This is a genomic window from Corynebacterium sp. Marseille-Q2823 (assembly GCF_903645345.1).
GTDB classification, from domain to species: Bacteria; Actinomycetota; Actinomycetes; order Mycobacteriales; family Mycobacteriaceae; genus Corynebacterium; species Corynebacterium hiratae.
The window spans coordinates 133,754-157,484 of sequence record NZ_CAHJXS010000002.1 but is presented as its reverse complement, the minus strand read 5'-3'; the positions used below and the strand labels follow the sequence as shown (position 1 = coordinate 157,484).

23 protein-coding genes are annotated in these 23,731 nt (G+C 60.8%); 20 read left to right on the top strand and 3 right to left on the bottom strand.

The annotated features are described in order from the left end of the window. Positions 1-56 precede the first annotated feature (56 nt). From HWX44_RS02660 to HWX44_RS02620, 9 genes are all read left to right on the top strand, one after another. Positions 57-659 (top strand): copper resistance CopC family protein, encoded by a 603-nt coding sequence (locus HWX44_RS02660; RefSeq protein WP_070821301.1) that lies wholly within the window; start codon positions 57-59, stop codon positions 657-659. A gap of 77 nt (positions 660-736) precedes the next feature. Next, positions 737-1,423 (top strand): copper chaperone PCu(A)C, encoded by a 687-nt coding sequence (locus HWX44_RS02655; RefSeq protein ID WP_175973069.1) that lies wholly within the window; start codon positions 737-739, stop codon positions 1,421-1,423. A 66-nt stretch (positions 1,424-1,489) separates the two neighbouring features. After that, positions 1,490-2,773, top strand: coding sequence for a Dyp-type peroxidase (locus tag HWX44_RS02650; protein ID WP_175973067.1), 1,284 nt, complete (start codon positions 1,490-1,492; stop codon positions 2,771-2,773). Between the two features lie 93 nt (positions 2,774-2,866). After that, positions 2,867-4,930 (top strand): threonine--tRNA ligase, encoded by a 2,064-nt coding sequence (thrS, locus tag HWX44_RS02645; protein ID WP_070547078.1) that lies wholly within the window; start codon positions 2,867-2,869, stop codon positions 4,928-4,930. Positions 4,931-4,975: 45 nt separating this feature from the next. Next, positions 4,976-5,554, top strand: coding sequence for an HIT family protein (locus HWX44_RS02640; protein WP_070547076.1), 579 nt, complete (start codon positions 4,976-4,978; stop codon positions 5,552-5,554). After that, positions 5,547-6,173: a phosphatidylinositol phosphate synthase gene (gene pgsA, locus HWX44_RS02635; RefSeq protein WP_046648162.1), complete on the top strand. Its 627-nt coding sequence runs from the start codon at positions 5,547-5,549 to the stop codon at positions 6,171-6,173. The genes HWX44_RS02640 and pgsA overlap by 8 nt, the downstream gene beginning before the upstream one ends. A gap of 63 nt (positions 6,174-6,236) precedes the next feature. Beyond that, positions 6,237-7,139 (top strand): phosphatidylinositol mannoside acyltransferase, encoded by a 903-nt coding sequence (locus HWX44_RS02630; RefSeq protein ID WP_102234144.1) that lies wholly within the window; start codon positions 6,237-6,239, stop codon positions 7,137-7,139. Between the two features lie 16 nt (positions 7,140-7,155). After that, positions 7,156-8,256, top strand: coding sequence for a glycosyltransferase family 4 protein (locus HWX44_RS02625; protein WP_102234143.1), 1,101 nt, complete (start codon positions 7,156-7,158; stop codon positions 8,254-8,256). Continuing rightward, positions 8,257-8,715 carry a hypothetical protein gene (locus HWX44_RS02620; protein ID WP_071409732.1) on the top strand — a complete coding sequence of 153 codons (459 nt, stop codon included), beginning with the start codon at positions 8,257-8,259 and terminating at the stop codon, positions 8,713-8,715. Here HWX44_RS02620 and HWX44_RS02615 read toward each other — a convergent pair. Beyond that, on the bottom strand, positions 8,700-9,809 hold the full coding sequence (locus HWX44_RS02615) for a DUF2029 domain-containing protein (protein ID WP_254868089.1): 1,110 nt from the start codon (positions 9,807-9,809) through the stop codon (positions 8,700-8,702). The two genes, HWX44_RS02620 and HWX44_RS02615, sit on opposite strands and share 16 nt — an antisense overlap. 130 nt (positions 9,810-9,939) lie before the next feature. After that, entirely contained in the window at positions 9,940-10,422 is a 483-nt protein-coding gene (locus tag HWX44_RS02610; protein ID WP_102234141.1) for a DUF3817 domain-containing protein, read from the bottom strand. Positions 10,423-10,540: 118 nt separating this feature from the next. On the opposite strand from HWX44_RS02610, the gene HWX44_RS02605 reads away from it, so the two are divergent. Further along, the gene (locus HWX44_RS02605) at positions 10,541-11,404 is read left to right on the top strand and encodes an acyl-CoA thioesterase (protein WP_102234140.1); all 864 of its coding nucleotides are present in this window, start codon (positions 10,541-10,543) and stop codon (positions 11,402-11,404) included. Between the two features lie 128 nt (positions 11,405-11,532). Beyond that, positions 11,533-12,288, top strand: a complete 756-nt coding sequence (locus HWX44_RS02600) for a YebC/PmpR family DNA-binding transcriptional regulator (protein WP_102234139.1) — start codon at positions 11,533-11,535, stop codon at positions 12,286-12,288. Positions 12,289-12,293: 5 nt separating this feature from the next. Here HWX44_RS02600 and HWX44_RS02595 read toward each other — a convergent pair whose 3' ends face one another. Continuing rightward, positions 12,294-12,989: a nitroreductase gene (locus tag HWX44_RS02595; RefSeq protein WP_102234138.1), complete on the bottom strand. Its 696-nt coding sequence runs from the start codon at positions 12,987-12,989 to the stop codon at positions 12,294-12,296. A 140-nt stretch (positions 12,990-13,129) separates the two neighbouring features. Between HWX44_RS02595 and ruvC the strand changes: the two genes are divergently transcribed. From ruvC to HWX44_RS02550, 9 genes are all read left to right on the top strand, one after another. Beyond that, entirely contained in the window at positions 13,130-13,741 is a 612-nt protein-coding gene (ruvC, locus tag HWX44_RS02590; protein WP_175973063.1) for a crossover junction endodeoxyribonuclease RuvC, read from the top strand. Between the two features lie 39 nt (positions 13,742-13,780). Continuing rightward, positions 13,781-14,389, top strand: a complete 609-nt coding sequence (gene ruvA, locus HWX44_RS02585) for a Holliday junction branch migration protein RuvA (protein WP_046648151.1) — start codon at positions 13,781-13,783, stop codon at positions 14,387-14,389. Positions 14,390-14,404: 15 nt separating this feature from the next. Then, positions 14,405-15,490: a Holliday junction branch migration DNA helicase RuvB gene (gene ruvB / locus HWX44_RS02580; protein WP_046648150.1), complete on the top strand. Its 1,086-nt coding sequence runs from the start codon at positions 14,405-14,407 to the stop codon at positions 15,488-15,490. A gap of 51 nt (positions 15,491-15,541) precedes the next feature. Then, entirely contained in the window at positions 15,542-15,874 is a 333-nt protein-coding gene (yajC, locus tag HWX44_RS02575; RefSeq protein ID WP_046648149.1) for a preprotein translocase subunit YajC, read from the top strand. Positions 15,875-16,120: 246 nt separating this feature from the next. Then, a complete protein-coding gene (gene secD, locus HWX44_RS02570) occupies positions 16,121-17,917 on the top strand; it encodes a protein translocase subunit SecD (protein ID WP_175973252.1) in 1,797 nt (598 codons plus the stop codon). A gap of 2 nt (positions 17,918-17,919) precedes the next feature. After that, positions 17,920-19,083 (top strand): protein translocase subunit SecF, encoded by a 1,164-nt coding sequence (gene secF / locus HWX44_RS02565; RefSeq protein ID WP_175973062.1) that lies wholly within the window; start codon positions 17,920-17,922, stop codon positions 19,081-19,083. A gap of 3 nt (positions 19,084-19,086) precedes the next feature. Then, entirely contained in the window at positions 19,087-20,697 is a 1,611-nt protein-coding gene (locus HWX44_RS02560) for an ABC transporter substrate-binding protein (protein WP_080975073.1), read from the top strand. Further along, the gene (locus tag HWX44_RS02555) at positions 20,694-21,248 is read left to right on the top strand and encodes an adenine phosphoribosyltransferase (RefSeq protein ID WP_046648146.1); all 555 of its coding nucleotides are present in this window, start codon (positions 20,694-20,696) and stop codon (positions 21,246-21,248) included. Before HWX44_RS02560 ends, HWX44_RS02555 begins: the two co-directional genes overlap by 4 nt. A 34-nt stretch (positions 21,249-21,282) precedes the next feature. After that, positions 21,283-23,580 (top strand): RelA/SpoT family protein, encoded by a 2,298-nt coding sequence (locus HWX44_RS02550; RefSeq protein WP_049154885.1) that lies wholly within the window; start codon positions 21,283-21,285, stop codon positions 23,578-23,580. The last annotated feature ends 151 nt before the right edge of the window (positions 23,581-23,731 follow it).

Here is a 23,731-nt window from a genome sequence, read left to right as displayed (position 1 = left end):
GATGAGGGAACCTTCAATCAAAAGTTTCATCACGCCATCAAGGAGTCATCCAAGAAATGCAGTTGCGTCAGGTCACCACAGTAGTCGCCGCTGGGGCCGTGAGCCTCGTGATTGGGCTGTCCGCGCCACTAGCCGCGGCACATGACTCAGTCATTGGCGGCAACGTGGTGGGTGACGCACCGCTGGAAGAATTCCCCCGTGAAATCACGCTGGAGTTCTCTGGCATTCCTCGGGATGACTTCAACACTTTCGCCGTGAGCGACACAACCTCCGGCGACGTGCTCTTTGATGCCACACCCACCATTGACGGCCGCAACCTCACCATTGAGGTTCCCCAAGACATCGAACCTGGTGACGGCGAATACCAAGTAGGTTTTCGCATTACCTCCTCCGATGGTCACTCCACACTCGGCTCGGTGCCGTTCAGCGTAGCTTCCGGTGCTGCCGGAGGGGAGGCAGGCAATGGGTCGTCTGGAGCCTCTGGCCAAAGTGACGCGGATGCTGCCGCGGAAGACGGCGGTGCAGAGGACTCCCCGGACCCCTTGAGCTCCCTGCCCGCAGCTGCCAAATGGATCATTGGTGTCGGGGCAGTTCTCGTCGTCGGTGCGGCAGTCTTCGCCTTCGGGGCGAAAACACGTCGCTCCGATGGCGCAGGCTAGGCCACACAGGGCCTCGATGACGCGCGAGCCAATCCACTTCATCCCCTTCAGGTAATTACTCCAGAAAGGCATGTTCCATGCTGAAATCCCGTTCTTTCTTCCGTACCTCCGTAGTTGCTATCGCGGCTGTCAGCCTCACCTTGGCTGGTTGCTCGCCGAGCGAGGAGGACTCGACAGCTACCGCGACGAGCACCGCGGCCAGCGCTGACAGCAGCGCAGAGAAGGGTGCGGAAACCAGCACGTCGGCTTCTTCCTCCGCTGAGTCTGACGTAACTTTCGAGGATGCTGTCGTGCGTGCCATGGAGAAGGACTCCGATATGACCGCTATCTTCGGCACTCTCCACAACAACACGGACAAGGACATCAACGTAGTTGGCTTCAGCTCTTCGGTGAAGGCGAAGCACTACGAGATCCATGAGGTTGTCGATGGCGTCATGCAGGAGAAGGAAGGCGGCTTCGATATCCCCGCCGGCGAATCCCTCGAGTTCGCGCCGGGTGGCTTCCACTTCATGCTGATGGGAGTGACCGAGCCCGTCATGGCCGGTGAGACCGCAACCCTGACGCTGGAGCTTGCCGACGGCTCCACGATCGAGCTCGGCGATATCCCGGTGCGCACCATTGGTGCCGGCGATGAAGACTACGGCGACATGGGCCACATGAACCACGGCGATATGGACCACGGATCCATGGATCATGGTGAGCACATGGACCACTCGGAATCCGCAGACATGTCTGACATGAAGAAGGAAGAGCACGCGCACTAGAAACCAGCGTGTTCCGGGCCAAGGTAGGCAAGAAATCGGTTCTCACGAGATAGGGAGATATCAAAGATGAGCGGGTTCGAGGAACCTGTCAGTCGGCGTGGACTGCTCGCCGGAAGCGCTGTGGCGGCAAGCGCGGTAGCGCTTGCAAGCTGTGCGAAAGGGGATGAACCTGGACAGGCATCTGCTGATGCCTCCGCGGATGCCTCTCGCGCAGCGCAGGCTGGGGACGCCGGAAGCACCGGCCCGGAAAGCCACGAGGAGACCATGGGCGGCGATATCGTCGCCTTCGATGGCAAGCACCAAGCCGGCATCCAAACTCCGGTCCAGGCGCACGTGGAGCTGGTGGGCTTTAACCTGAAAAAGGGGACCACCGCTCGCGGCGCGGCCGCGCTCATGCGCCTGTGGACGGAAGATGCCCGTCGCCTCTGCACCGGTGGGAACCCGTTGGGCAGCCTCGAACCCGAATTGTCTACCACGCCAGCAAACCTCACCGTCACGTGCGGTTGGGGAGAGGGATTTTTCGACACGGTGGACGTCGCCAAGCCCAGCTGGCTGCGCGATATCCAGGCTTTTGACCATGATGACCTCCGCCCGGAATGGGGCCAGACGGATATCGTCCTGCAGATCTGCAGCGATGATCCTTTCACTGCCGCCTTCGTGTTGCGGCATATGACCCGCGCGGGCAAAGATTACGCCGACGTTGCGTGGATTCAGCAGGGATTCAGCCATGCCTATGGTTCGGCACCGAAGGGAGCAACTCCACGCAATCTCTTCGGGCAGAAAGACGGCACGGTCAACCCCCGCAGCGATGAAGATTTCAACGAGCAGGTGTGGATCGAAGATGGCCCCTTCGCCGGCGGCAGCGCCATGGTGGTACGCCGCATCCACATGAACCTGGACACATGGGAGCAGCTTGATCGCGCAGCACGTGAGAACTCGACTGGGCGCACTCTCGATACCGGAGCTCCTATAGGTGCTAAGGACGAGTTCGACCCGGTGGATTTGGACGCCCGCAACGAGTTTGGGCTCAAAGCCATTGATGAGAACTCTCATGTCGCCAGAGCGCATCCGCCGGCGGAGCATCCAGAGCAAAAACTGTTGCGTCGCCCGTATAACTACAACCTGCCGCCGACTCCGGAGACCACCCAGCGCGGTGAGCTCAGCAACGCCGGGTTGATCTTTATTTGCTACCAGAAGGACCCTACGACCCAGTTCGAGCCTATTCAGGCGCGCCTTGACGAAGCTGATCGGCTCAACGAGTGGATCACCCACATTGGTTCGGCCGTGTACTTCATGCCAGCCGGAACTGAAGGCGAAACCTTCTGGGGCGAGTCGCTCATACGCAGTTAAGAGGGGTAGACTAAGCCGCTGTAACTTTCTCGATGAGTGCTGCTCGGCCAGGTATGTCGAGTGGCGCGTGAGCGCAAAGGAGCGCACCAAGTCATGGCGGAAATGATTCCAGCAGTCCCGGTGAACTACGACCCGATCACGGTCCCGGCCGGGACTGCCGTGGGAGCAGCGATGCGCGAGCATGAGCTGCCCAACAAGGGCCCCGAAGCAGTTGTCGTCGTCCGCGGCGCCGACGGCACCCTCTACGACCTTTCCCACACCCCGGACACGGACGCCGAGTTCACCCCGGTTGCTGCCTGCGAGGAAGATGGCCGCGCCGTTATCCGCCACTCCTGCGGACACGTCATGGCCCAGGCAGTACAGGCGGAATTCCCCGGCACCAAGCTGGGCATTGGCCCGGCCATCGAGAATGGCTTCTACTTCGACTTCCAGACCGCTGAGCCCTTCACCCCAGAGGACCTCAAGGCCATTGAGAAGCGTATGAAGAAGATCATCAAGGGCGGCCAGCGCTTCGAGCGCCACGTCTATGCCACCACCGAGGAGGCTGAGGCGGCATTGGCCAACGAGCCCTTCAAACTGGAGCTGGTCCAGGACAAGGGCAACGTGGACCCAGATTCCGATGAGGCCGCCGAGGTGGGTGCCGGAGATCTGACCCACTATGACAACGTCAACCCGCGCACCGGCGAGGTGGAGTGGTTTGATCTCTGCCGCGGCCCGCACGTGCCGACCACCAAGTACATCCCGGCATTCACCCTGACGCGTTCCTCTGCTGCCTACTGGCGCGGTGACCAGTCCAAGGCTGGTTTGCAGCGCATTTATGGCACCGCCTTCGAATCCAAGGAGGCCTTGGAGTCCTACAAGACCATGGTGGAAGAGGCCGAAAAGCGTGACCACCGCCGCCTGGGTGCTGAGCTGGACCTATTCTCCTTCCCGGATGAGATTGGTTCCGGTTTCCCGGTATTCCACCCCAATGGCGCTACCGTGCGCATGGAGATGGAGGAGCACTCCCGCCGTCGCCACATCGCGGACGGCTACTCCTTCGTGTCCACCCCGCACCTGACCAAGGGAGACCTGTTCAAGAAGTCCGGTCACCTGGATTTCTACGCGGATGGCATGTTCCCGCCGATGCAGCTCGACGGTGAGTGGGACGAGGATGGCAACTGCACCAAGCAGCCGCAGGACTACTACGCCAAGCCGATGAACTGCCCAATGCACAACCTCATCTTCGCCTCCCGCGGCCGTTCCTACCGCGAGTTGCCGCTGCGCCTCTTTGAGTTCGGAACGGTCTACCGATACGAGAAATCTGGCGTTATCCACGGCCTGACCCGCGCTCGCGGCTTTACCCAGGATGACTCGCATATTTACTGCACCCCGGAGCAGCTCGAAGAAGAGTTGACCAAGGTTCTGGAGTTCATCATTTCCTTGCTCAAGGACTACGGCCTGGATGACTTCTACCTTGAGCTGTCCACCAAGGACCCGAACAAGTACGTTGGCTCGGATGAGATCTGGGAGCGCTCGACGAAGATCCTGCAGTCGGTGGCGGAGAAGTCCGGCCTTGAGCTGGTCCCGGACCCGGCAGGCGCGGCCTTCTACGGCCCGAAGATTTCCGTTCAGGCTCGCGATGCCATCGGCCGTACCTGGCAGATGTCCACCGTGCAGCTGGACTTCAACCTGCCTGAGCGCTTCGAGCTCGAGTACACGGCGTCGGATGGCTCCAAGCAGCGCCCGATCATGATTCACCGTGCGCTCTTCGGCTCCATCGAGCGTTTCTTTGGCGTGCTCCTAGAGCACTACGCGGGTGCATTCCCGGCGTGGCTGGCTCCGCACCAGGTGGTGGGCATTCCAGTCGCTGATACCTTTGCCCCGCACCTTGAGGAAGTTTGTGCACAGCTGCGTGCACGCGGCCTGCGCGCTGACGTGGATACCTCCGATGACCGCATGCAGAAGAAGATCCGTAACCACACCACCGGCAAGGTGCCATTCATGCTTCTGGCCGGTGAGCGTGACGTCGAAGCGGGTGCGGTCTCCTTCCGCTTCCTCGACGGCACCCAGGTCAACGGTGTGCCGGTCGAGGCGGCAATCAACGTCATCGAGGCGTGGGTTCGTGAGCGCAATAACGAACAACCGACCAAGGACAGCATCGCCGAGCGCGTCTAGATGCATATGCATCTAGGCAGAGGCTAGAAAGGGAGAACATACAGAGTGGGAGAGTACGTCGATACCGGCCTGGGAACGCCCGACCGCTTAGAGCGCCTGTGGGCGCCGTACCGCATGAGCTACATCAAGCGTGAGGGCGGCGCCGGCGACGTGCCGAAGAAAGCCCACAATCCGTTCGTGGAGATTCCGCAGATGTCGGACGAGGACGGGCTCATCGTGGCCCGCGGCGAGCTTGTCTACTGTGTGCTCAACCTCTATCCCTATAACGCTGGGCACATGATGGTCATTCCGTACCGTCAAGAATCTGAGCTGGAAAACCTTACCGAGGAGGAATCCCGTGAGCTCTTCCAGTTTGCCCAAGCAGCTATCCGGGTTCTCAAGAAGGTCTCCGGCCCCGATGCCGTCAACGCTGGATTCAATCTGGGGCGCGCCTCCGGTGGATCGGTGGGGCAGCACCTGCACATGCACATTGTTCCGCGCTGGAGCGGGGACTCTAATTTCATGACTATCGTGGACGGCGTCAAAGTGCTGCCGCAGCTCCTGAAGGACACCCGTTCCCTTCTTGCTCAGGGATGGGCGGAGCTCGCCGCCGAAGGAATCATCTCAGGAGAAGCGCATGCTTAGTGTTCATGGGCGCAAGCCCGCCGCCGTGGTTGTGGTACCGGTGGCCAAGCTCTTCCTCAAAATGGGCCTGACTCCCAATATCGTCACCATCGTGGGGACGATTGTCACCATTGCTATCTCGGTCATCCTCATCCCGCTCGACCACCTTTTCGCCGCAGCGCTACTCTCGGGGCTTTTCGCAGCCTTCGACATGCTCGACGGCACCATGGCACGCCTGACTACGGGCGGTTCCAACTTCGGAGCTACTCTCGACGCCTCCTGTGACCGCATTACCGACGGCGCATTGTTCGCCGCGATTGCCTTTTGGATGGTGTACGTCGACAATGCTCACCCGCTAAACTTCGCCGCCTGCATGGTGGTGCTCGTGAGCTCCCAGGTAATTTCCTATGTCAAGGCGCGCGGTGAGGCCTCCGGCTTTAAGATGGTCGGCGGACTCGTCGAGCGCCCCGAGCGCCTGATTCTGGGCCTCGGCGGCGTGGGTCTGGAGGGACTGGGGGTTCCTTATGCCCTAGAAGTCTCGCTCTGGCTCCTAGCTGTCGGTTCTGTCTTCACCATTTACCAGCGCATGCGCCAAGCGGCGCGCCAGGACACTAAAGCGCGTTTCAAGAAGGATCTTTAGCCTAAGTAATCGCTCCGCTCAGCCGGCACCCGACCCCGGCCCGCACAGAAAGGCTTCTTAACCGTGGCTCTAGTGGATCGTGAACGCCTGACGGCCGCCGCGTACATCGCGTGTTGGAAAGTTGTACGTTTTCTCCCACAGCCGCTGGCTGCCTGGCTGTTTGAGCGCGGCGCGGATCTGGCCAGCGACAATGGCAAGGGCATGGAGCAGCTGCGCCGCAACCTCAGCCGCGTGGTGGGCGCCGAAAACGTGACGCGCGAGCTGGTGCGTGACTCGATGCGTTCCTACATGCGCTACTGGCTCGAGGCCTTTCGCCTGCCTGCCATCCACTCGGACCCCGAGTTGCAGGAACGCCTATTGGTAGGGCTGCGCGGCAAGGAGCACGCGGACGCCTCCGTGGCATCGGGCCGCGGGGTGATCTTCGCCCTTCCGCACTCCGGCAATTGGGACATGGCGGGTGTCTTCTGCGTGGGTCATTATGGCAGATTCACCACCGTGGCCGAGCGCCTAAAACCCGAGGCGCTTTTCGACGCTTTTGTGGACTACCGCGAGAGCCTTGGCTTTACCGTCCTGCCGCTGACCGGCGGAAGTTCCTCGCCTTTTCCGCGTTTGAAAGACACCCTGGAGCGCGGTGGCGTGGTGTGTTTATTGTCCGAGCGTGACCTCACACGCACTGGTGTGCCGGTAGACTTCATGGGCGAAGAAGCCAACGTTGCGGCAGGCCCCGCCCAACTCGCCATCGAGACGGGAGCGGCCCTCCACGTGGTGCACTCGTGGTTCGATGGTAAGGAATGGGGCTTGTCCGTCAGCCCCGAGGTGGAAGTTACCACTCTTCACGAGACCTGCCAGCGGCTCGCAGAAGGCTTCGCAGAAAACATCCGAGCGCATCCAGAGGATTGGCACATGCTGCAGCCGCATTGGAACGCCGACGTAGAACGTCGGCGGGCGGCGCGCGCGAAGAAATAGAAAGACAGAACACATCATGCGGATCGGTATCATCTGCCCCTATTCCTTCGACGAACCTGGCGGCGTTCAGGCCCACATCCTTGACTTGGCTACTGTTTTTATTGAACAGGGCCATTATGTGGAGGTGCTGGGGCCGGCGTCGGCAAGCACGCAGGTCCCCAGCTTCGTGCGCAAGGGAGGCTGGGCGGTGCCGATCACCTATAACGGATCTGTGGCCCGCCTGTCCATCGGCCCGCACGTGCGCCGCAACATCAAGCGCTTCATCCGCGAGGGCAACTTCGATATCCTCCACATTCACGAACCGAACTCCCCAAGCTATTCCATGGCAGCCTTGGCACTGGCGCGCGGGCCGATCGTGGCGACGTACCATGCATCCGCCTCCAGTTCTCTCGCGCTGACCCTAGCTAAGCCTTTCCTGCGCCCATATCTGGAAAAGGTCCGGGGCGGGATCGCGGTCTCGGAGATGGCGCGGCGCTGGCAGGTGGAGCAGCTTGGCGGTGACCCCGTGCTTATCCCCAATGGCGTGGATACCTCCGTGTATGCCCGCGAGCGGGAGCGGGCTGAGCGTGAGCGACGCGATTCGGAGATTGAAATTGTGTTTTTGGGACGCCTCGATGAACCGCGCAAGGGGTTGGACATTCTTCTCGAGGCCCTGACGCTCCTCCCAGAGCCCGTCCGCGTGACGGTCATGGGAGGAGGGCATCCGCGAAGCGCCCCAGGGGTTGAATTCGTGGGCCGGGTTAGCGATGCTGAGAAAGCAGCCATCCTCGGGCGCGCCGATATCTATGTGGCTCCCAATACGGGCGGCGAAAGTTTCGGCATCGTCCTCGTTGAGGCGATGGCCGCCGGCTGCGCGGTCGTGGCTTCAGATTTGGAGGCCTTCGCCGCGGTGTGCAACGTCGATTCGGATACACCCGCCGGTGCTTTGTTCCGTAACGGTGATGCCACGGATCTAGCCCGCGTGCTGCACGATGTGGTGAGCGATTCCGGCAAGCGGCACGCCTTGACCGCAGCGGGAATGGAGAGGGCTCGCGAATACGATTGGGACCATGTGGCCGCAGCCGTAATGCGCGTCTATGAAACGGTAGCGGACGGAACAAAGGTGCGTGTGTCTTAAATGCCGATCGAAGTTGTCATCATCCTTGCTCTGGCGATTGTGCTCGGAATGTGGGCCCTGTACACAGCACAGCGGCTCAACTCCCTCCACATCCGCACCGATGCGGCGTTAGCGCAGTTGGAGTCCACGCTCGACCGCCGTGCGGCGGTCGTGAGCGCGCTGGCGCCGGAGCTCGAGGGCATTGCGGCGCGGGCGGAGTCTACCGACCTAGCACAGGGGAATTTCGATGAGCGTGCCACCCGGGAGCGGGAGTTGTCCGCAGCCATCCAGCAGCGCTTTGAATCACGTCCGGCCTTGCTTGCCGACGCGGAAGGGCGCATTCACCTAGCTCACCGCTTCTACAACGAAGCAGTCAGCGATACTCGTGCGCTGCGGTTGCGCCCCGCTGTCAAGCTGCTGCGCTTGGGGGGAACAGCGAAGCTGCCTGAGTTTTTCGAACTAAGTCAGATCGACATGTGAGCTGCTCGCGCTGCGCGATACTCGAGGCGGTGCCAGTAGAGAGCCAGAACAGCCATGACGAGGATGAGCTGGTTGCGCAGTACGAGGGCACGCACCGGGTTGGGGTCCTCACCGACATAGAACCAGATGTAGTCATAGCCATAGGGGTAGATGACGGTTCCCAAAGCCGCTGTTCCCACGGCGAGGACGGCCATGATGGTGCGGACCCCTTTGATATCGGCGGCCCTCTGCCGTTGCCCGGCGGGTGACTTGGGGACGGGGGAGCGAAGCGCCACCGCTAGTATCGGCCCGAGCCATACGATGTACTGCGGGGAGAAGACTTTATTCGTTGCGATGAGAAGCAGAATCGCCGCGATGAAAAAGACCACGGTGGAATGTGGGCTCCAGAACCCCCGTAGAAAGTGCACGAATGCTACGCCCACGATCCACACGAGGGCCGCGCCCGTCGCGATGGTGCTGATAGCGAGTGCCGTGTCGACGCCGGGACCGGAGATCTCATAGCTCTTCGAGGCCGCGTATCCCATCGCCCACACATTAGGATGGCGATGCGCCTGGTACACGAACCACGTAGCGGCTAGAGACTCAATCTGGAGGCCGCGCTCACCTTGATACGTCAACGGGGATAGAACCCTATCCACGCTGGTCATCGCTGCTACACCGAGGCACAGGGCAAGAAGGCTTCCAAAGAACGCGGCGAGCCGCCGCCAGGTATCGCGGGAGCTTGCTCTCCCGACGAGCCCCGCAGCGAGGACCCCCGGCCACAGCTTCGCGGCGGTGGCCCACGCCAACAAAGCTGAGGCGAGCCGCGGGCGGGTAGCCAGAAGCACGCCCGCACCGGCAACCAGCAAGGCAGGATAGAGATCGAGCCGCCACGCGAAAACGTGGCCTGCCGCCGTGCCAAAGAACACCCAAAACCATCCGGCGCTATATGCCCCGGGGTTGGAACGGTGATGGCGTAGGAGAAGGGCGAGGAAGGCGCCGTCGGCAAGCAGCACCATTGCCGTAAAGCCGATGGCATAGGCCTCGAAGTCGTCGCCGGTAATCCACGCAAGGAGAATGCTGGGCCAGGTGCCCACCTGGGGATATTCCGTCATGTCACGGGGGTTATCCCCGTATACGCCCGCGAGGTAGTACCGGACATCCCCGAGCGGACCCGTTTCGTTGACGAGTAGGTAAATAAGGAAAAGGCGTGCCAGCACCCATCCAGCCCAGATAGTCGGGACTTTAGCGATTATTTTCAATGGCGGATTCGACGTCGACGGGTGGGCCCAAAAAGAGAAGGATGCTAAACACTACGGCAACGACGAGCAGCGCGATGAGCGCGGTGCGGACGGGGTGGCGCACGGCCTGGGCTAAGAGCTTGTCGAAGAAACTCTGCGGCTCCGCGTCATCGCTAAACCGCCACGGACCAGCAACGAGCCCGCGCCGCGAAACCCACAGCGCAAAAGGCAATGCTGCGAAGGGAATCACGGTGACAACCAGGCCCAGGATCCCGACGCCCATTGGCCACCGGTTGTTGATCCACACCAGGGCCGTCATGAGCAAAAAGCACAGGAAGCCGAAGCCGTGGATACCTCCCGCAAGTGGGGTGAGTGCTGCGGTGGTGCCCGAGTACTTGAGGATCATCGAGAGGATCAGCAATCCCCACGTGACCATTTCCAGGTAAGCGGCTACGCGGTGCACGCTGTGCGGCGTGGTTGAAGTCATGCGGAATATAGTACGCAACCTCCGGGGGTGGATCAGCACGTGAGTAGGATAGTCGGGGTTAGTGTGGCGGGCGCCATATCGCGGCGAACGCTACAACGCACAAGGAAGGGAGTAAGACATGGCAACGGTGGCCCAGGCGGTCGACCTCGAGCGAATCGGCGACGACGAGTTCCGCGGCCCTGTGGTTCCATCGCTCATTACGCGCACCTTTGGCGGGCAAACCATGGCGCAGGCGCTCCGCGCGGCGCAGCTCACCGTTGACGACAAGTTTGCCCACTCCATGCATTGCTACTTCGTGGGGCCGGGCGATTCTGGCGCTCCCACCACCATTCGGGTCGAGCGGATTAGGGATGGCCGCTCTTTTGCGCACCGACACGTGCGGGTCTTTCAAAACGAACGCTTGATCTTCATGCTCAGCGCTGGTTTCCAAGCACCAGGGGACAGTGGCCCTGAGCACCAAGCAGACATGCCGCAGGTGCCGCCACCGGAGAGCATTACAGAATCTCCGTACTCCACCCGAATTATCTTGAAGGAATGGGAAGACTGGGACGTGCGGCTTGTCCCAGATGCGGACCGCGACGCGATTGCCGCGGAAACCACCGGTGCCGGGTTTAGGAATATTTGGTTCCGTAACACTGGTGACTTTCTTACCACTGCCGACCAGTCCCTCCACCAGGCGGCGCTGCTGTATATGTCGGACATGACGCTGATTCGTACAGCATTGCTTCCGCACCAGGGTGAGAGGATTCAGCTAGCCAGCCTGGACCATTCTCTGTGGTTCTTGCGGCCAGTTCGAGTGGATGAGTGGATGTTGTATTCGCAGTCCAGTCCGTCAGCACAAACGGGGACGGGGCTCGCAGAGGGCAAGATTTTCAATCAGCGCGGCGAGTTACTGGCCGTGGCGATGCAGGAGGGCCTGACGCGTATCCTGCACCCGGACGCCGAAGGCTCAAGTGCCAACGGGAATTGGCAAAACGTCTAGCCCCCGGAGTTAGCATCACGGCGTGCGAGCAGCGCGCGCGGACCCCTGTTCCTGTGGATACAGGACAAGGCCGTATAATTGCAGCAGTTTCTACAAGCTTTTTATATAGCCACATCGAAAGGGATGACATGGCAGGCCACTCTAAATGGGCAACAACGAAGCACAAGAAGGCGGCGAACGATGCCAAGCGTGGCAAGGAATTTGCCAAGTTGATTAAGAATATCGAGGTGGCTGCCCGCACCGGCGGCGGTGACCCGGCGGCGAATCCCACCCTCGATGACATGATTAAGAAGGCCAAAAAGGCCTCTGTTCCTAACGACAACATTGAGCGCGCCCGTAAGCGCGGCTCCGGCGAAGAAGCCGGCGGTGCCGATTGGGAAACCGTAATGTACGAGGGCTATGGACCGAACGGTGTTGCCATGCTCATCGAGTGTCTGACGGATAACCGCAACCGTGCAGCCACCGATGTTCGTACCGCGATGTCCAAGAACGGCGGCAATCTCGGCGAGTCCGGCTCCGTCGCGTACATGTTCGCCCGCACCGGCTTGGTGTTGGTGGAAAAGGGCGAGCTTAGTGAGGACGACGTCCTGCTCGCCGTGTTGGAAGCCGGCGCTGAAGAGGTCAACGACAACGGCGAGAAGTTTGAGATTACCTGTGCACCGGGTGATATCCCCGCCGTGCGCGAGGCGCTCGTGGCTGCCGATATCGAGGTCGATGACACCGATACCGACTTCCGCGCCTCGGTCGAGGTGCCGCTGCAGGCAGATGATGCCCGCAAGATCTTCCGCCTCATCGACGCTCTTGAGGATTCGGACGATGTCCAGAACGTTTACACCAACATGGACTTGAGCGAAGAGGTCCTCGCCCAGCTGGACGAGGACTAACGCGGCTAGTCGAGCTTGAGGCCTTCCATGCCATGAGCAGTTACCGTCTCTGACAGCGGGGCACGGCCCGGGGATGTGTTGAACACAGGGCTGGACTCGTCTGCAATGCCGAAGGTCAGGGCGGTGACAAGCTTGTGCTCCTCGTCCACTCCGAGGAATTCACGGACGGTTGGGGCGAGGAGCGAAATCATGCCTTGCGGGACGCCGTGGTACCCGTGAGCCTCGAGCGAGAGTAAGAAATTCTCTGCATAGGTACCTTGATCAAAGGCAGCGCGGATACGATCGCCCATTGGGGGAATGAAGAGCAGAGCCGTGTGTGGGGCGCCGAAGAAGCGAAGGTTCTCACGGACAAATTCTGTGCGCGCTTCCTTATCCTCGCGCGCAATACCGAGGAGCCCGTACATCTTGGCTGCTAACGCCTGCGAGCGCTGCGGGTGAACGCCTTGACCGTAGTCAATCGTGAAATCCGGATTGATTCCACTCTTATCGAACTCAGCAATGAGAGCCGCGCTCAAGTCCTGCAATGCCGTACCGCCAACCAAGTGCACATTCCAGGGTTGGGTATTGGAGTTGGAGGGGGCGGATTGGGCGTCGATCAGCACTTGCTCTATGACTTCTGCGGGGATGGGGTCCGGAAGGAACGCGCGCGCGGAATGGCGGGAACGGATGAACTCAGAAAAGCCATTAGGATGTTGAGACATGCGCGCCACTCTACGCCCCACGATCTGAGGGAGCGTATTCGGCTCGGGGGACTGCCTGCACTAGAACACATGTGTGTACACTGTTCCTAGATAAACAAGTGGTTGTATAGGGTGAGAATAAAAAGGGCGAGGAGGCAGCCGTGAACTTGGAGGGGTTGCGCGTCATGGGGATTGATCCCGGTCTGACGCGTTGTGGCCTGTCTGTTGTCCAAGCCGGACGTGGGCGCGCGGTCATTCCCATCGCCGTGGGCGTCGTCCGTACGCCCAGTGACAAGGAGCTGGGAGAGCGCCTTAAGCGGCTGTCAGTTGCGGTCCGGGAATGGATGGATGACTATAAGCCGGATGTCGTGGCGCTCGAGCGAGTATTCGAACGCGGTGAGGTATCTACGGTGATGCAGACCGCGCACGCAGTCGGCGTCTTGGTGCTTGCAGCCGCAGAGCGCGACATCCCAGTACACATGTACACCCCTTCGGAGGTGAAGAAGGCGGTGTCGGGCAACGGGCGCGCTGATAAGAAGCAGATGACCGCCATGATCACCCGAATTCTGGGGCTCAGCGAGTCGCCTAAGCCAGCGGACGCTGCGGATGCCTTGGCCCTTGCTGTCTGCCACTGCTGGCGTGCGCCGGCCCTGGCATGGATGAGCGGGGGTGATCCGAGTGCTGGCGTGGGGGCTGGGGCACGAACGAGCGGTGTGCGCGGCACCTCACCACGCACCGCGTCCGTTTCTCGGGCAGCGAAGACGACCTCTTAAGCTATGTGGTACATCCACTCGAACCAAGGAACCTGATTAATGATTGCATCTTTGCGCGGAACTGTCCTCGACATCCAGCTTGATCATGCCGTGCTCGAATGCGCCGGCGTGGGATACAAGGTGCTGGCCACCCCAGCCACACTGGGCACGCTCCAGCGTGGTGAGGAAGCCCGAGTCATGACCACGCTCGTGGTGAAAGAAGATTCGATGACGCTGTACGGGTTCACCAGCCAGGATGACCGCGACATGTTTCACGTCCTCCAGACGGTCTCTGGGCTGGGGCCCAAACTGGCTCTAGCCGCGTTGTCCGTGATGAGCGCAGGTGATTTGGCCCAAGCAATTGCGGGGGAGGAGGCTGCACGGCTGCAGAAAATCCCGGGGGTAGGAAAGCGCGTGGCGCAACGCTTGATCCTAGAACTCAAGGAGAAGGTGCAGGCGTTTGCACCCACGGACGGTGCTGATCCTGCGGCCTCCGCCCCTGCGGCCGCCGGCCCCGTGGTGGAGGATGTCGTTGAGGCGCTTATTGGGTTGGGCTTTACAGACAAGATGGCTCGACCGGTGGTGGAATCGGTAGTGGCTGAGCAGCCCGATGCGGCGACGCCGGTGGTGCTGCGAGCAGCCCTCAACCAACTCGGGGCCAAAAAATAGGGGAGAGTGGACGACATGTCAGATGTAGAACGCACTGAGTTTAAGCTGCCGGAGGGGATGGATTTAACCTCGCCTCCGCAGCGTAACCAGGATGTGGACGCCACAGAGCAACAAGGCGAGCACGATATTGAGCGCTCACTGCGCCCGAAATCCCTCGATGAATTCATCGGCCAGCCCAAGGTGCGCGAACAGCTATCGCTCGTGCTCAATGGCGCGAAAAACCGTGGTGTCACCCCGGATCACGTGTTGCTCTCCGGCCCGCCTGGGCTGGGCAAGACCACGATGGCGATGATTATCGCTCAAGAACTGGGAAGTTCCCTGCGCATGACGTCCGGCCCCGCACTGGAGCGGGCCGGAGACTTGGCCGCGATGCTGTCGAATCTCATGGAAGGTGACGTGCTCTTCATCGACGAAATTCACCGCATCGCCCGTCCCGCGGAAGAAATGCTCTACATGGCAATGGAGGATTTCCGCATCGATGTCATCGTGGGCAAAGGCCCTGGGGCGACCTCCATCCCGCTGGAAATCCCACCTTTTACTCTGGTGGGAGCGACGACGCGCGCGGGCATGCTGACTGGTCCGTTGCGTGACCGCTTCGGTTTCACCGCGCAGATGGAGTATTACGATACCGAGGACCTCACCCGAGTGATTACCCGAGCAGCGCGAATCTTGGAGGTTGATATCGACCAGGATGCCGCGGTGGAGATCGGCTCCCGATCGCGCGGGACGCCGCGTATTGCTAACCGGCTGTTGCGTCGTGTGCGCGACTATGCCGAGGTCAACGGAGATGGGCACATTAATGTGGCAGCTGCCCAGGCAGCGCTTCGGGTCTTCGACGTTGATGAACGTGGGCTGGACCGTCTTGACCGCGCGGTGCTCGAGGCCCTCATTAAGGGACACGGCGGTGGACCCGTGGGGGTTAATACGTTGGCTATTGCGGTGGGCGAGGAACCGTCAACCGTCGAGGAGGTCTGCGAACCCTATCTCGTGCGCGCCGGAATGATCTCCCGCACCGGGCGTGGCCGTGTTGCCACGGCAGCGGCCTGGCAGCACCTGGGCCTTGAGGCGCCCGAAGGAACTGTCGGCGGGACACTCTTCTAATCGTCCCGGCAATTGGCCGGGAGGCGGGCAGGTCTGGCACACTGGCCTTTTATGAACGGAACCCAACTTATTCTTCTCCTTGTTCTCGCCGTCCTCGTCATTTTGCCGAGCTTCATGTCCATGCGCGCGCAGCGCAAGCGCCAAGCGCAGATGAAGGAGCTCCAGTCCTCGTTGCGCCCAGGCTTAGACGTGATTACGGCCGGTGGCCTGCACGGAACCGTGGTGGAGGCCCGCGGTGAACAGGTTGATTTGCGAGTCAAGGACGGCACGGTGATGACCTTCGACACCATGGCCATCGTGCGCTCCGCGGAGCCGATTGCTTCCCAGAACGAAGCAGCGGCTGAGCCGGAGGAGGGTGAGGACGAACGCTTTCCGAAGCTCTAAAACAAGTTGCACTCGTCACACTGCGGGTGCCTCACCTTAAACCTGTTAAGGATTATGCCGGTCCATGACGTACGATGATGGACTGTGCTTTAGTCATGGTGGCGCCGCGACACTCAGCACGTGCGTGGCAGTGGCTGCCATGACCCATGATTTTTAGCCCTGTTCCTCACAACACAGGAGATCTTTGTGTCCGCTTCGAAACGTGGTGGCGTTAGCAGCCGTCAACGGCAATGGCCCAGACGAGCAATGGCGCTCTTTGTGCTCATCGTCATTGTGGTTTACGCCCTTATCTTCCTAACCGGCGATAAATCGCCGACTCCCAAGCTCGGCATTGATTTGCAGGGCGGTACGCGAGTAACCCTCGTTCCGCAGGGCGAAGACCCCACCCAGGATCAGCTGCAGCAGGCACGCAACATCCTGGAGCAGCGTGTCAACGGTATGGGCGTCTCCGGCTCTGAGGTCGTTATCAGCGGCTCTAGCCTGGTCATTACGGTGCCGGGCGAAGACGCTTCCCAGGCGCAGGCTGTAGGCCAAACCTCGCAGCTGCTGTTCCGCCCAGTGGGTGAGCAGCCGATGCCGGACTTGGACAAGCTTGAAAAGACCATGACGGATATGGCGAACCGCTGGGTCAAGTACGGCGTCGTGGCACCGGAGCAGGCGAATGACGCACTGGCCTCTATCCACGACGCGCTCAACCAGAACGCTGATGCTGCCCAGGGTGAGGACAAGAAGGAAGAAAACAAGGACGCGAAGAAGTCCCCGGCCCCGACCGTGAGCGAAAAGCCGCTTCCGGAACCGGCAAACTCTCTGGAAGAAACTGAACGTCGCGACCAGGTTAACGAGGTTCTCCTCAAGGACCGCCAGTCCGAGGACCCCACCGTTCAAACCGCGGCCCTGGGCCTGATGCGGTGCGATGCTGATTCCGATCCGCTGGCCGGCACCGACGATCCGGCAAAGCCGCTCGTGGCGTGTGACTACTCGAATCAGCAGCCCTATATCCTGATGCCGGCTCCGCTGCTGGACGGCATTGAGGATCCACACGGTACCCGCCTGACCGGTAACGAAATCGATACCCAATCCCCAATTCAGGGCGGTCTCAACGGCCAAACCGGCCAGATGGAAATCAGCTTCGCGTTCAAGACTGGCGACGGCCCCAACGGCTCTCAGACGTGGTCTACCCTGACCCAGGAGTACCTGCAGAAGCAGGTGGCCATCACTCTTGACTCCGCCGTTATTTCCGCACCGGTTATCCAAGGTGCGACTCCGGTGGGTTCCGCCACGTCCATCACGGGTGATTTCACGCAGGAAGAAGCCCAGAACTTGGCCAACAACCTGCGCTACGGTGCGCTCCCGTTGTCCTTTACGGGCGCTAACGGCGAGCCGGGCGGAACGGTGGAAACCGTGCCTCCGTCACTGGGTAAGGCGGCTCTTGAGGCAGCGCTTATTGCGGGTATCGTCGGCCTGATCTTGGTCTCCCTGTACTCCATGTACTACTTCCGCGCACTGTCCGCTGTGGCCTTGCTGGTGCTCATCGCCACCTGTGTCCTGCTCTATGGTGCTCTGGTTCTGCTGGGCCGCTGGATTGGCTACTCGCTGGACCTGTCCGGTATGGCGGGCTTGGTCATCGGTATCGGCGCCACGGCTGACTCGTTCGTGGTCTACTACGAGCGTATGAAGGATGAGCTCTTGGGCGGCCGCACATTCCGCTCCGCCACCCGCACGGGTTGGGAACGCTCCCGTGCAACGATCGTCACGGGTAAGGCCGTTACCCTGATCGGTTCCGTCGTGGTCTACTTCCTGTCCATCGGTGCGGTCAAGGGATTTGCCTTCACCATGGGACTGACCACGATCTTCGACCTCGTCGTATCCTTCCTGATCATGGCACCGCTCATGCAGCTCCTCGGCAGCCGCCCGGCCTTCGCTAAACCTTCGATGAATGGCCTTGGTGGCATCTACAACCTTGTGGAGGAGCGCCGCGAACGCGGCTTTTATGCCAAACCGGCCAAGAAACCCGTTGCCACTGCTGCGGATGAGGAGAAGTAAACATGGCTGTCGAAACCACTAACCGCAAGATTTCCCGCTTCGACCGTCTCTACGTGGACGGGAGCGGATTCGACTTCGTGGGCCGGGCTAAAACCTGGTACACCATCGCCGGCGTGCTGCTCATCGCGTCCATTTTGGCCATTGCGCTCCGCGGCTTTAATTTGTCCCTCGACTTTGAGGGCGGTACCAAGCTCAACATGCCGGCGGGGGACCTCACCACCGAGCAGGTAGAGGAAACCTTCAAGGATGCCACCGGTGTCACACCGGAGCTGGTGCAGATTGTGGGCGCCGGTTCCTCGGAGACATTGGAAATCACCTCCGAGCGCCTGTCCCAGGATCAGGTGAATCGGGCACGCCAGGCCATCTTCGAAGAGTTCCACGTCAAGGAGGAAAACGGCAAGCCCAGCCCGGACGCGATCGGTTCCTCGACGGTATCGGAATCGTGGGGTGCCTCGATTACCAAGCGAATGGTCATCGCCATGGCGGTCTTCCTGGTGCTCGCCACTATCTACGTGGCGGTTCGCCTGCAGCGTGATATGGCCTTTGCCGCTATCCTCGCCCTTATCTTTGACGGTGTTTTCATCTCTGGTATCTACGCCCTCTTTGGAATTGAGGTTTCACCGGCGGTCATTATCGGCCTGCTGACTGTGCTTACTTTCTCCCTCTACGACTCCGTCATTGTCTTTGACAAGGTAGATGAAAATACGAGTGGGCTGGAGGGCCAGCGTAAGAAGACCTATGCCGATCTCACCAACCTGGCCATCAACCAGACCGTGATGCGTTCTATCTCTACCTCGGTCATTTCCGCGCTGCCGATTATCGCCTTGTTCGTCGTCGCTGTGTGGTTGATGGGTATCGGTACCCTGCGCGATCTGGCTCTGGTCCAGTTCATCGGCGTTATCGAAGGCGTCTTTTCTTCCATCTTCCTCGCAACGACGCTGCTGGTGACATTGTCGAACCAGCGCAAGAGCGTCAAGAAGCATAACGCTGAGGTCGCCGCTTATCGGGCGGAAGGCGGGGACGCAGACGACGCCGACGATGATTCACCGAAGCCTGCGCGCACTGTGGTATCCCCGGCAGCAGTTTCCCCATCCACGGCCTCCGAGCCCGCAACGAAGCCGCGCGGCGAGGAGTCCGGTGGCGCGTCCTGGCGTCCTGGGCGCTAAATCGTGCGCGCCTCATCAGTTGCGGCACTGCTCGCTGTTGCTCTTACCGTTTCCGCGTGTGGAGCGAAGGAGGACAGGGCAGGCAAGGATGTCCCGCCGCCGCGCTTCGCAGTACTGAGCGACGCCCGCATCGCCACCAGCAATGCGGCTTCTGACTGGGGCGAAGCTGCGGGCGCCGCGCAGCTTGCCAGCCGCGTGTTCCCTGCGTTGTACGTGCCAGGCCCGGCTGGGCAGATGGTTCCGAACTCGGATCTGGCAGATGCTGAGTACGTTCCGGCCGAGAGCGAGGGCGTCGGCGCTCGTGTGGACTTCACGCTCACGGAGCAGGCACGCTTTGCCGACGGAGAACCTGTCACATGTGATGACTACCTTTTGGCGTATATCGCCGGGCAGTTGAGCGAGACCTTTGGCTCCCACCTCCCGTTGGCGGAAGACATAGCCGAGATGGAGTGTGCACCGCATAGTAAGAAGTTCACCGTCTGGTTTAACCCAGATGCTGGTTCGCGCTGGCGCTACCTGTTTGGGCCGGGCACGGTGGTGCCCGCCCACGCGTTAGCTAAGCGAGCAGAGCTCAGCATGGAGGAGCTCAACGCGGCGCTTCACGCCTACGACGTGACGACCTTGCAGCCTGTGGCGGAGGCGTGGCGCGAGGGGTTTTCTACCGAACCAGGCCGTTTCGATCCCGAGCTACAGATTTCCTTTGGTCCTTACAGCATTGATCGCGTCGAGGACGACGGCGCCATCGTACTCACCGCCAACGACAACTACTACGGCGACAAGCCGTCGCTGAAGGAGATCGTCATGCTGCCGAACACGGCGGATGCGGCTGCATTTGTGGCCTCGGACGAGTTGCGCGTGGCCGAGTCACCTACCGCGGCACCGTCGTGGCTGAATCGGGACGCAGAAGGAAAACCGGTCGACGTTAACTCCGTTGCGGGAGGCATGACCGATACTTTGGTTTTCTCCGAAGCCGGCACCTTCGCGCAGCCGTGGGCACGCGCCGCTTTCGCTGCCTGCGTCGATGCACAACGCATGGCAGAAGTTTCCGCAAAGGAATCCGGCGTGGAGGTACCCGCCGTCTCCGTGCGGACAGTGAGCACCAGTGATTCGGTGGCATCACAAATGGCGTCGCTCACCACAGTCCCTGTAGACACCGCCACTGCTTCCGGCCTCGCTGGCTATACGGTCGGCGTCGGATACCTGGCACCTAACCCGCGCTATAAAGCGATGGTGGAGGAGCTACGCGCAGCCTGCGAACCAGCCGGGATTACGGTGGAGGATCGTTCGGGGGATCGTGTATCCCGTGCCCAATTGGACGCCGACCCCTCGACGGGGTTGCCGGAGATCGACGTCTACCTTGGAGCCGTCGACCCGATGCGGGAGTATTCCGCGCCCGCTGCCAGTGTGAAGAACGCTGCGGCTTTACGCACACTGGAACAAGAGCTTTGGGAGGAGCTGCCGTCTATTCCCATTGCCGCGCAGCCCCGAACCTTCATCGTTGATCGCGCTGTGACTGGCGTGGTGCCCTACACTGGCCCTGCGGGTATCGGGTGGAATCTCGACCGCTGGGGCTATACCCGAAATGAAGCAACCGAAACAAAGGAAGAGTCGTGAGCGAGATTTACGTCGCAGCAGCACAAGCCCTGAAAGACAAGGTGCGCCTTGTCCCGGATTTCCCGGAGGAAGGAATCCTTTTCGAGGACCTGACTCCGGTGTTGGCCGATGCTGAATCCTTCGCCGCCGTTGTCGATGGCTTGGCTGAGGCGTGCAAGGAGCTCGGTGCTGACATGATCGGCGGCCTCGATGCGCGCGGATTCCTGCTGGGTTCAGCCGTAGCGTACAAGTTGGGGGTAGGTATTCTGGCCATTCGCAAGAAAGGCAAGCTGCCGCCACCGGTGCTGACCCAGGAGTACGAGCTGGAATACGGTACCGCCGCGCTGGAAATCCCTAACAGCGGCATCGACATCAAGGGCAAGCGCATTGTGCTTGTCGACGACGTCCTCGCCACCGGCGGCACTCTCCACGGCGCCACCTTGCTCCTGGAGTCCGCAGGAGCAGAGGTCGTGGGCAATGTTGTGGTTTTGGAGGTTCAGGGACTGGAGGGCCGCGAGCGCCTGGAAGGTTCTCCGCTGATTGTGCTCAACCAGATGGGGACAAAGGACTAAGGTTGTATGCCTAAGCTACTTCGCGGAGGCAGACATGACGACTGAAAAGCAGGACAAGACTGCATGGCGGCCAGGCGGCGTCCGCGGCATGTCCGCCCGCCTGGCTCGTTCGCTGACGGGCGGCAGAGTAAAGATCAATCCGGCGCTCGACCCGCTGATGTCCATTCACCGGGAATTTCATCCGAAGGCCGACGCGGAACTACTCAATAACGCCTACACCACGGCACAGCGTCTGCACGAAGGCGTTTTCCGCAAGTCCGGTGAGCCATACATCACGCACCCGCTGGCGGTAGCCACCATCGCCGCGGAGATAGGTATGGACACCACGACCGTCGCAGCAGCGTTGCTGCATGACACGGTGGAGGATACCGACTACTCGCTCGAGGATCTGACTCGTGATTTTGGTCCTGAGGTGGCCCGACTCGTCGATGGTGTTACGAAGCTCGACAAGGTTGCACTCGGCGCCGCTGCGGAAGCGGAAACGATCCGCAAGATGATTGTGGCAATGGCTACTGATCCGCGCGTGTTGGTTATCAAGGTGTGCGACCGTCTCCACAACATGCGCACGATGCGCTTCCTCCCGCCGGAAAAGCAGGCTAAGAAGGCACGCCAGACTCTCGACGTCATCGCGCCGCTGGCTCACCGCCTCGGAATGGCCAGCGTCAAATGGGAGCTTGAGGATTTGGCCTTTGCCATCCTGTACCCGAAGAAGTATGACGAAATCGTACGCATGGTGGCCGACCGTGCGCCCTCGCGCGATCGAGCGCTCAAAGAGATCAAGGCTCAGGTTAGCCAGGCGCTGAAGGCCAACGGCATCGAGGCTGAGGTGATGGGCCGCCCGAAGCATTACTGGTCGATTTACCAGAAGATGATCGTGCGCGGCCGTGACTTTGCGGAAATCTTCGATCTTGTGGGCATCCGTATTCTTGTCGATGACATCAACTCCTGCTACGCAGCCATCGGCGTGGTGCACTCGCTGTACCAGGCTCTTCCAGGGCGCTTTAAGGATTACATTTCTTCGCCGCGCTTCGGCGTGTACCAGTCCTTGCACACCACCGTGATTGCGGCCGGTGGCTCCACTCTTGAAGTGCAAGTGCGCACGCACGAGATGCACTACAACGCTGAGTTCGGCGTGGCGGCGCATTGGCGCTACAAGGAAACTAAGGGCAAGAATTCCGGCCACCAGGAAGAAGTCGACCAGATGGCGTGGATGCGCCAGCTGCTGGATTGGCAAAAGGAAGCAGCAGATCCCAACGAGTTCCTCGACTCCTTGCGCTATGACCTGACCGCCAAGCAGATCTTTGCGTTTACCCCGAAGGGCGACGTGGTTAACCTGCCTGCCGGTTCCACCCCCGTTGACTTTGCCTACGCTGTGCACACCGAGGTGGGGCACAGGTGTATCGGCGCCAAGGTCAATGGCAAACTCGTGGCCCTAGAGTCTGAACTCAAGTCCGGCGACAAGGTGGAAATTTTCACTTCGAAGGATCCGAACGCAGGACCGTCGCGGGATTGGCAGGAGTTCTTGGTGTCGCCCCGGGCGAAGACGAAGGTGCGGCAGTGGTTTGCCAAAGAGCGCCGTGAGGAGCATCTTGAAGCCGGGCGCGATGCCCTGGCCGCTGAGGTTCAGCGCGGTGGTTTGCCCATGCACCGCTTGTTCACCGCCAGCTCGATGAAGCAGGTGGCCGAGCAGCTGCACTATCCCGACGTGGATGCGTTGTACACCGCTATCGGCGCGGGCCACGTATCGGCGCAGCACGTTGCTAATCAGCTCATGGCTCTCTTTGGGGATCAAGATGACGCTGTCGATGCCTTGGCTTCGCGCACCCCGCTGAGTGAGCTGGAGAACTCCCGCGCGCAGCATACGAAGGATTCCGCATCCGGCACCGGCATTCTGGTGGAGGGAAGCCCAGACGTCATGGCCAAGTTGGCGAAGTGCTGCCAGCCCGTGCCAGGAGACGCCATCTTTGGCTTCGTTACCCGCGGCGGTGGGGTGTCTGTGCACCGTGCTGACTGCACCAACGCTGAAAAGCTGAAGTCCGAGCCGGAGCGCATGATGCAGGTGGAGTGGGCCGGTGGGCCGAAGTCTTCCGGCGCTTTCTCTGCGACACTGCAACTTGAGGCCATCGACCGCCAGGGCCTGCTCTTTGAGCTGACTCGTATCTTCAGCGAGCAGAGCCTCAACGTTTTGTCGATGACGTCCAACCGCGGCGATGACCACATTGCGACCGTGCGCTTTACCTTCTCGGTGTCCGATACCAAGCAGCTGGGGCAGCTCATGACGACGCTGCGCAACACCGAGGGAGTCTTCGACGTTTACCGCGTCACCGCCTAGGCGAACTGAGGCCCACGGCTAAACCACCACCCCTCAACCGGGGGTGTGTGGTTGAACACTGGGTTGCGCAGGGATGAAAACGGGGAAGACACTAGGTGAACCTGCAGGTGGCAGCGTTAGCGAGCCCTGCGCCACCGTGATGGATGCGTTA

Bases quoted from the DNA above. Each gene is read 5' to 3' on its own strand.
- thrS (WP_070547078.1), top strand. From the start codon at position 2,867: ATGGCGGAAATGATTCCAGCAGTCCCGGTGAACTACGACCCGATCACG.
- HWX44_RS02655 (WP_175973069.1), top strand. From the start codon at position 737: ATGCTGAAATCCCGTTCTTTCTTCCGTACCTCCGTAGTTGCTATCGCG.
- HWX44_RS02650 (WP_175973067.1), top strand. From the start codon at position 1,490: ATGAGCGGGTTCGAGGAACCTGTCAGTCGGCGTGGACTGCTCGCCGGA.
- ruvA (WP_046648151.1), top strand. From the start codon at position 13,781: ATGATTGCATCTTTGCGCGGAACTGTCCTCGACATCCAGCTTGATCAT.
- HWX44_RS02595 (WP_102234138.1), bottom strand. From the start codon at position 12,989: ATGTCTCAACATCCTAATGGCTTTTCTGAGTTCATCCGTTCCCGCCAT.
- HWX44_RS02600 (WP_102234139.1), top strand. From the start codon at position 11,533: ATGGCAGGCCACTCTAAATGGGCAACAACGAAGCACAAGAAGGCGGCG.
- HWX44_RS02660 (WP_070821301.1), top strand. From the start codon at position 57: ATGCAGTTGCGTCAGGTCACCACAGTAGTCGCCGCTGGGGCCGTGAGC.
- HWX44_RS02550 (WP_049154885.1), top strand. From the start codon at position 21,283: ATGACGACTGAAAAGCAGGACAAGACTGCATGGCGGCCAGGCGGCGTC.
- HWX44_RS02620 (WP_071409732.1), top strand. From the start codon at position 8,257: ATGCCGATCGAAGTTGTCATCATCCTTGCTCTGGCGATTGTGCTCGGA.
- pgsA (WP_046648162.1), top strand. From the start codon at position 5,547: ATGCTTAGTGTTCATGGGCGCAAGCCCGCCGCCGTGGTTGTGGTACCG.
- HWX44_RS02625 (WP_102234143.1), top strand. From the start codon at position 7,156: ATGCGGATCGGTATCATCTGCCCCTATTCCTTCGACGAACCTGGCGGC.
- secF (WP_175973062.1), top strand. From the start codon at position 17,920: ATGGCTGTCGAAACCACTAACCGCAAGATTTCCCGCTTCGACCGTCTC.
- secD (WP_175973252.1), top strand. From the start codon at position 16,121: ATGGCGCTCTTTGTGCTCATCGTCATTGTGGTTTACGCCCTTATCTTC.
- HWX44_RS02610 (WP_102234141.1), bottom strand. From the start codon at position 10,422: ATGACTTCAACCACGCCGCACAGCGTGCACCGCGTAGCCGCTTACCTG.
- HWX44_RS02615 (WP_254868089.1), bottom strand. From the start codon at position 9,809: ATGACGGAATATCCCCAGGTGGGCACCTGGCCCAGCATTCTCCTTGCG.
- ruvB (WP_046648150.1), top strand. From the start codon at position 14,405: ATGTCAGATGTAGAACGCACTGAGTTTAAGCTGCCGGAGGGGATGGAT.
- HWX44_RS02605 (WP_102234140.1), top strand. From the start codon at position 10,541: ATGGCAACGGTGGCCCAGGCGGTCGACCTCGAGCGAATCGGCGACGAC.
- yajC (WP_046648149.1), top strand. From the start codon at position 15,542: ATGAACGGAACCCAACTTATTCTTCTCCTTGTTCTCGCCGTCCTCGTC.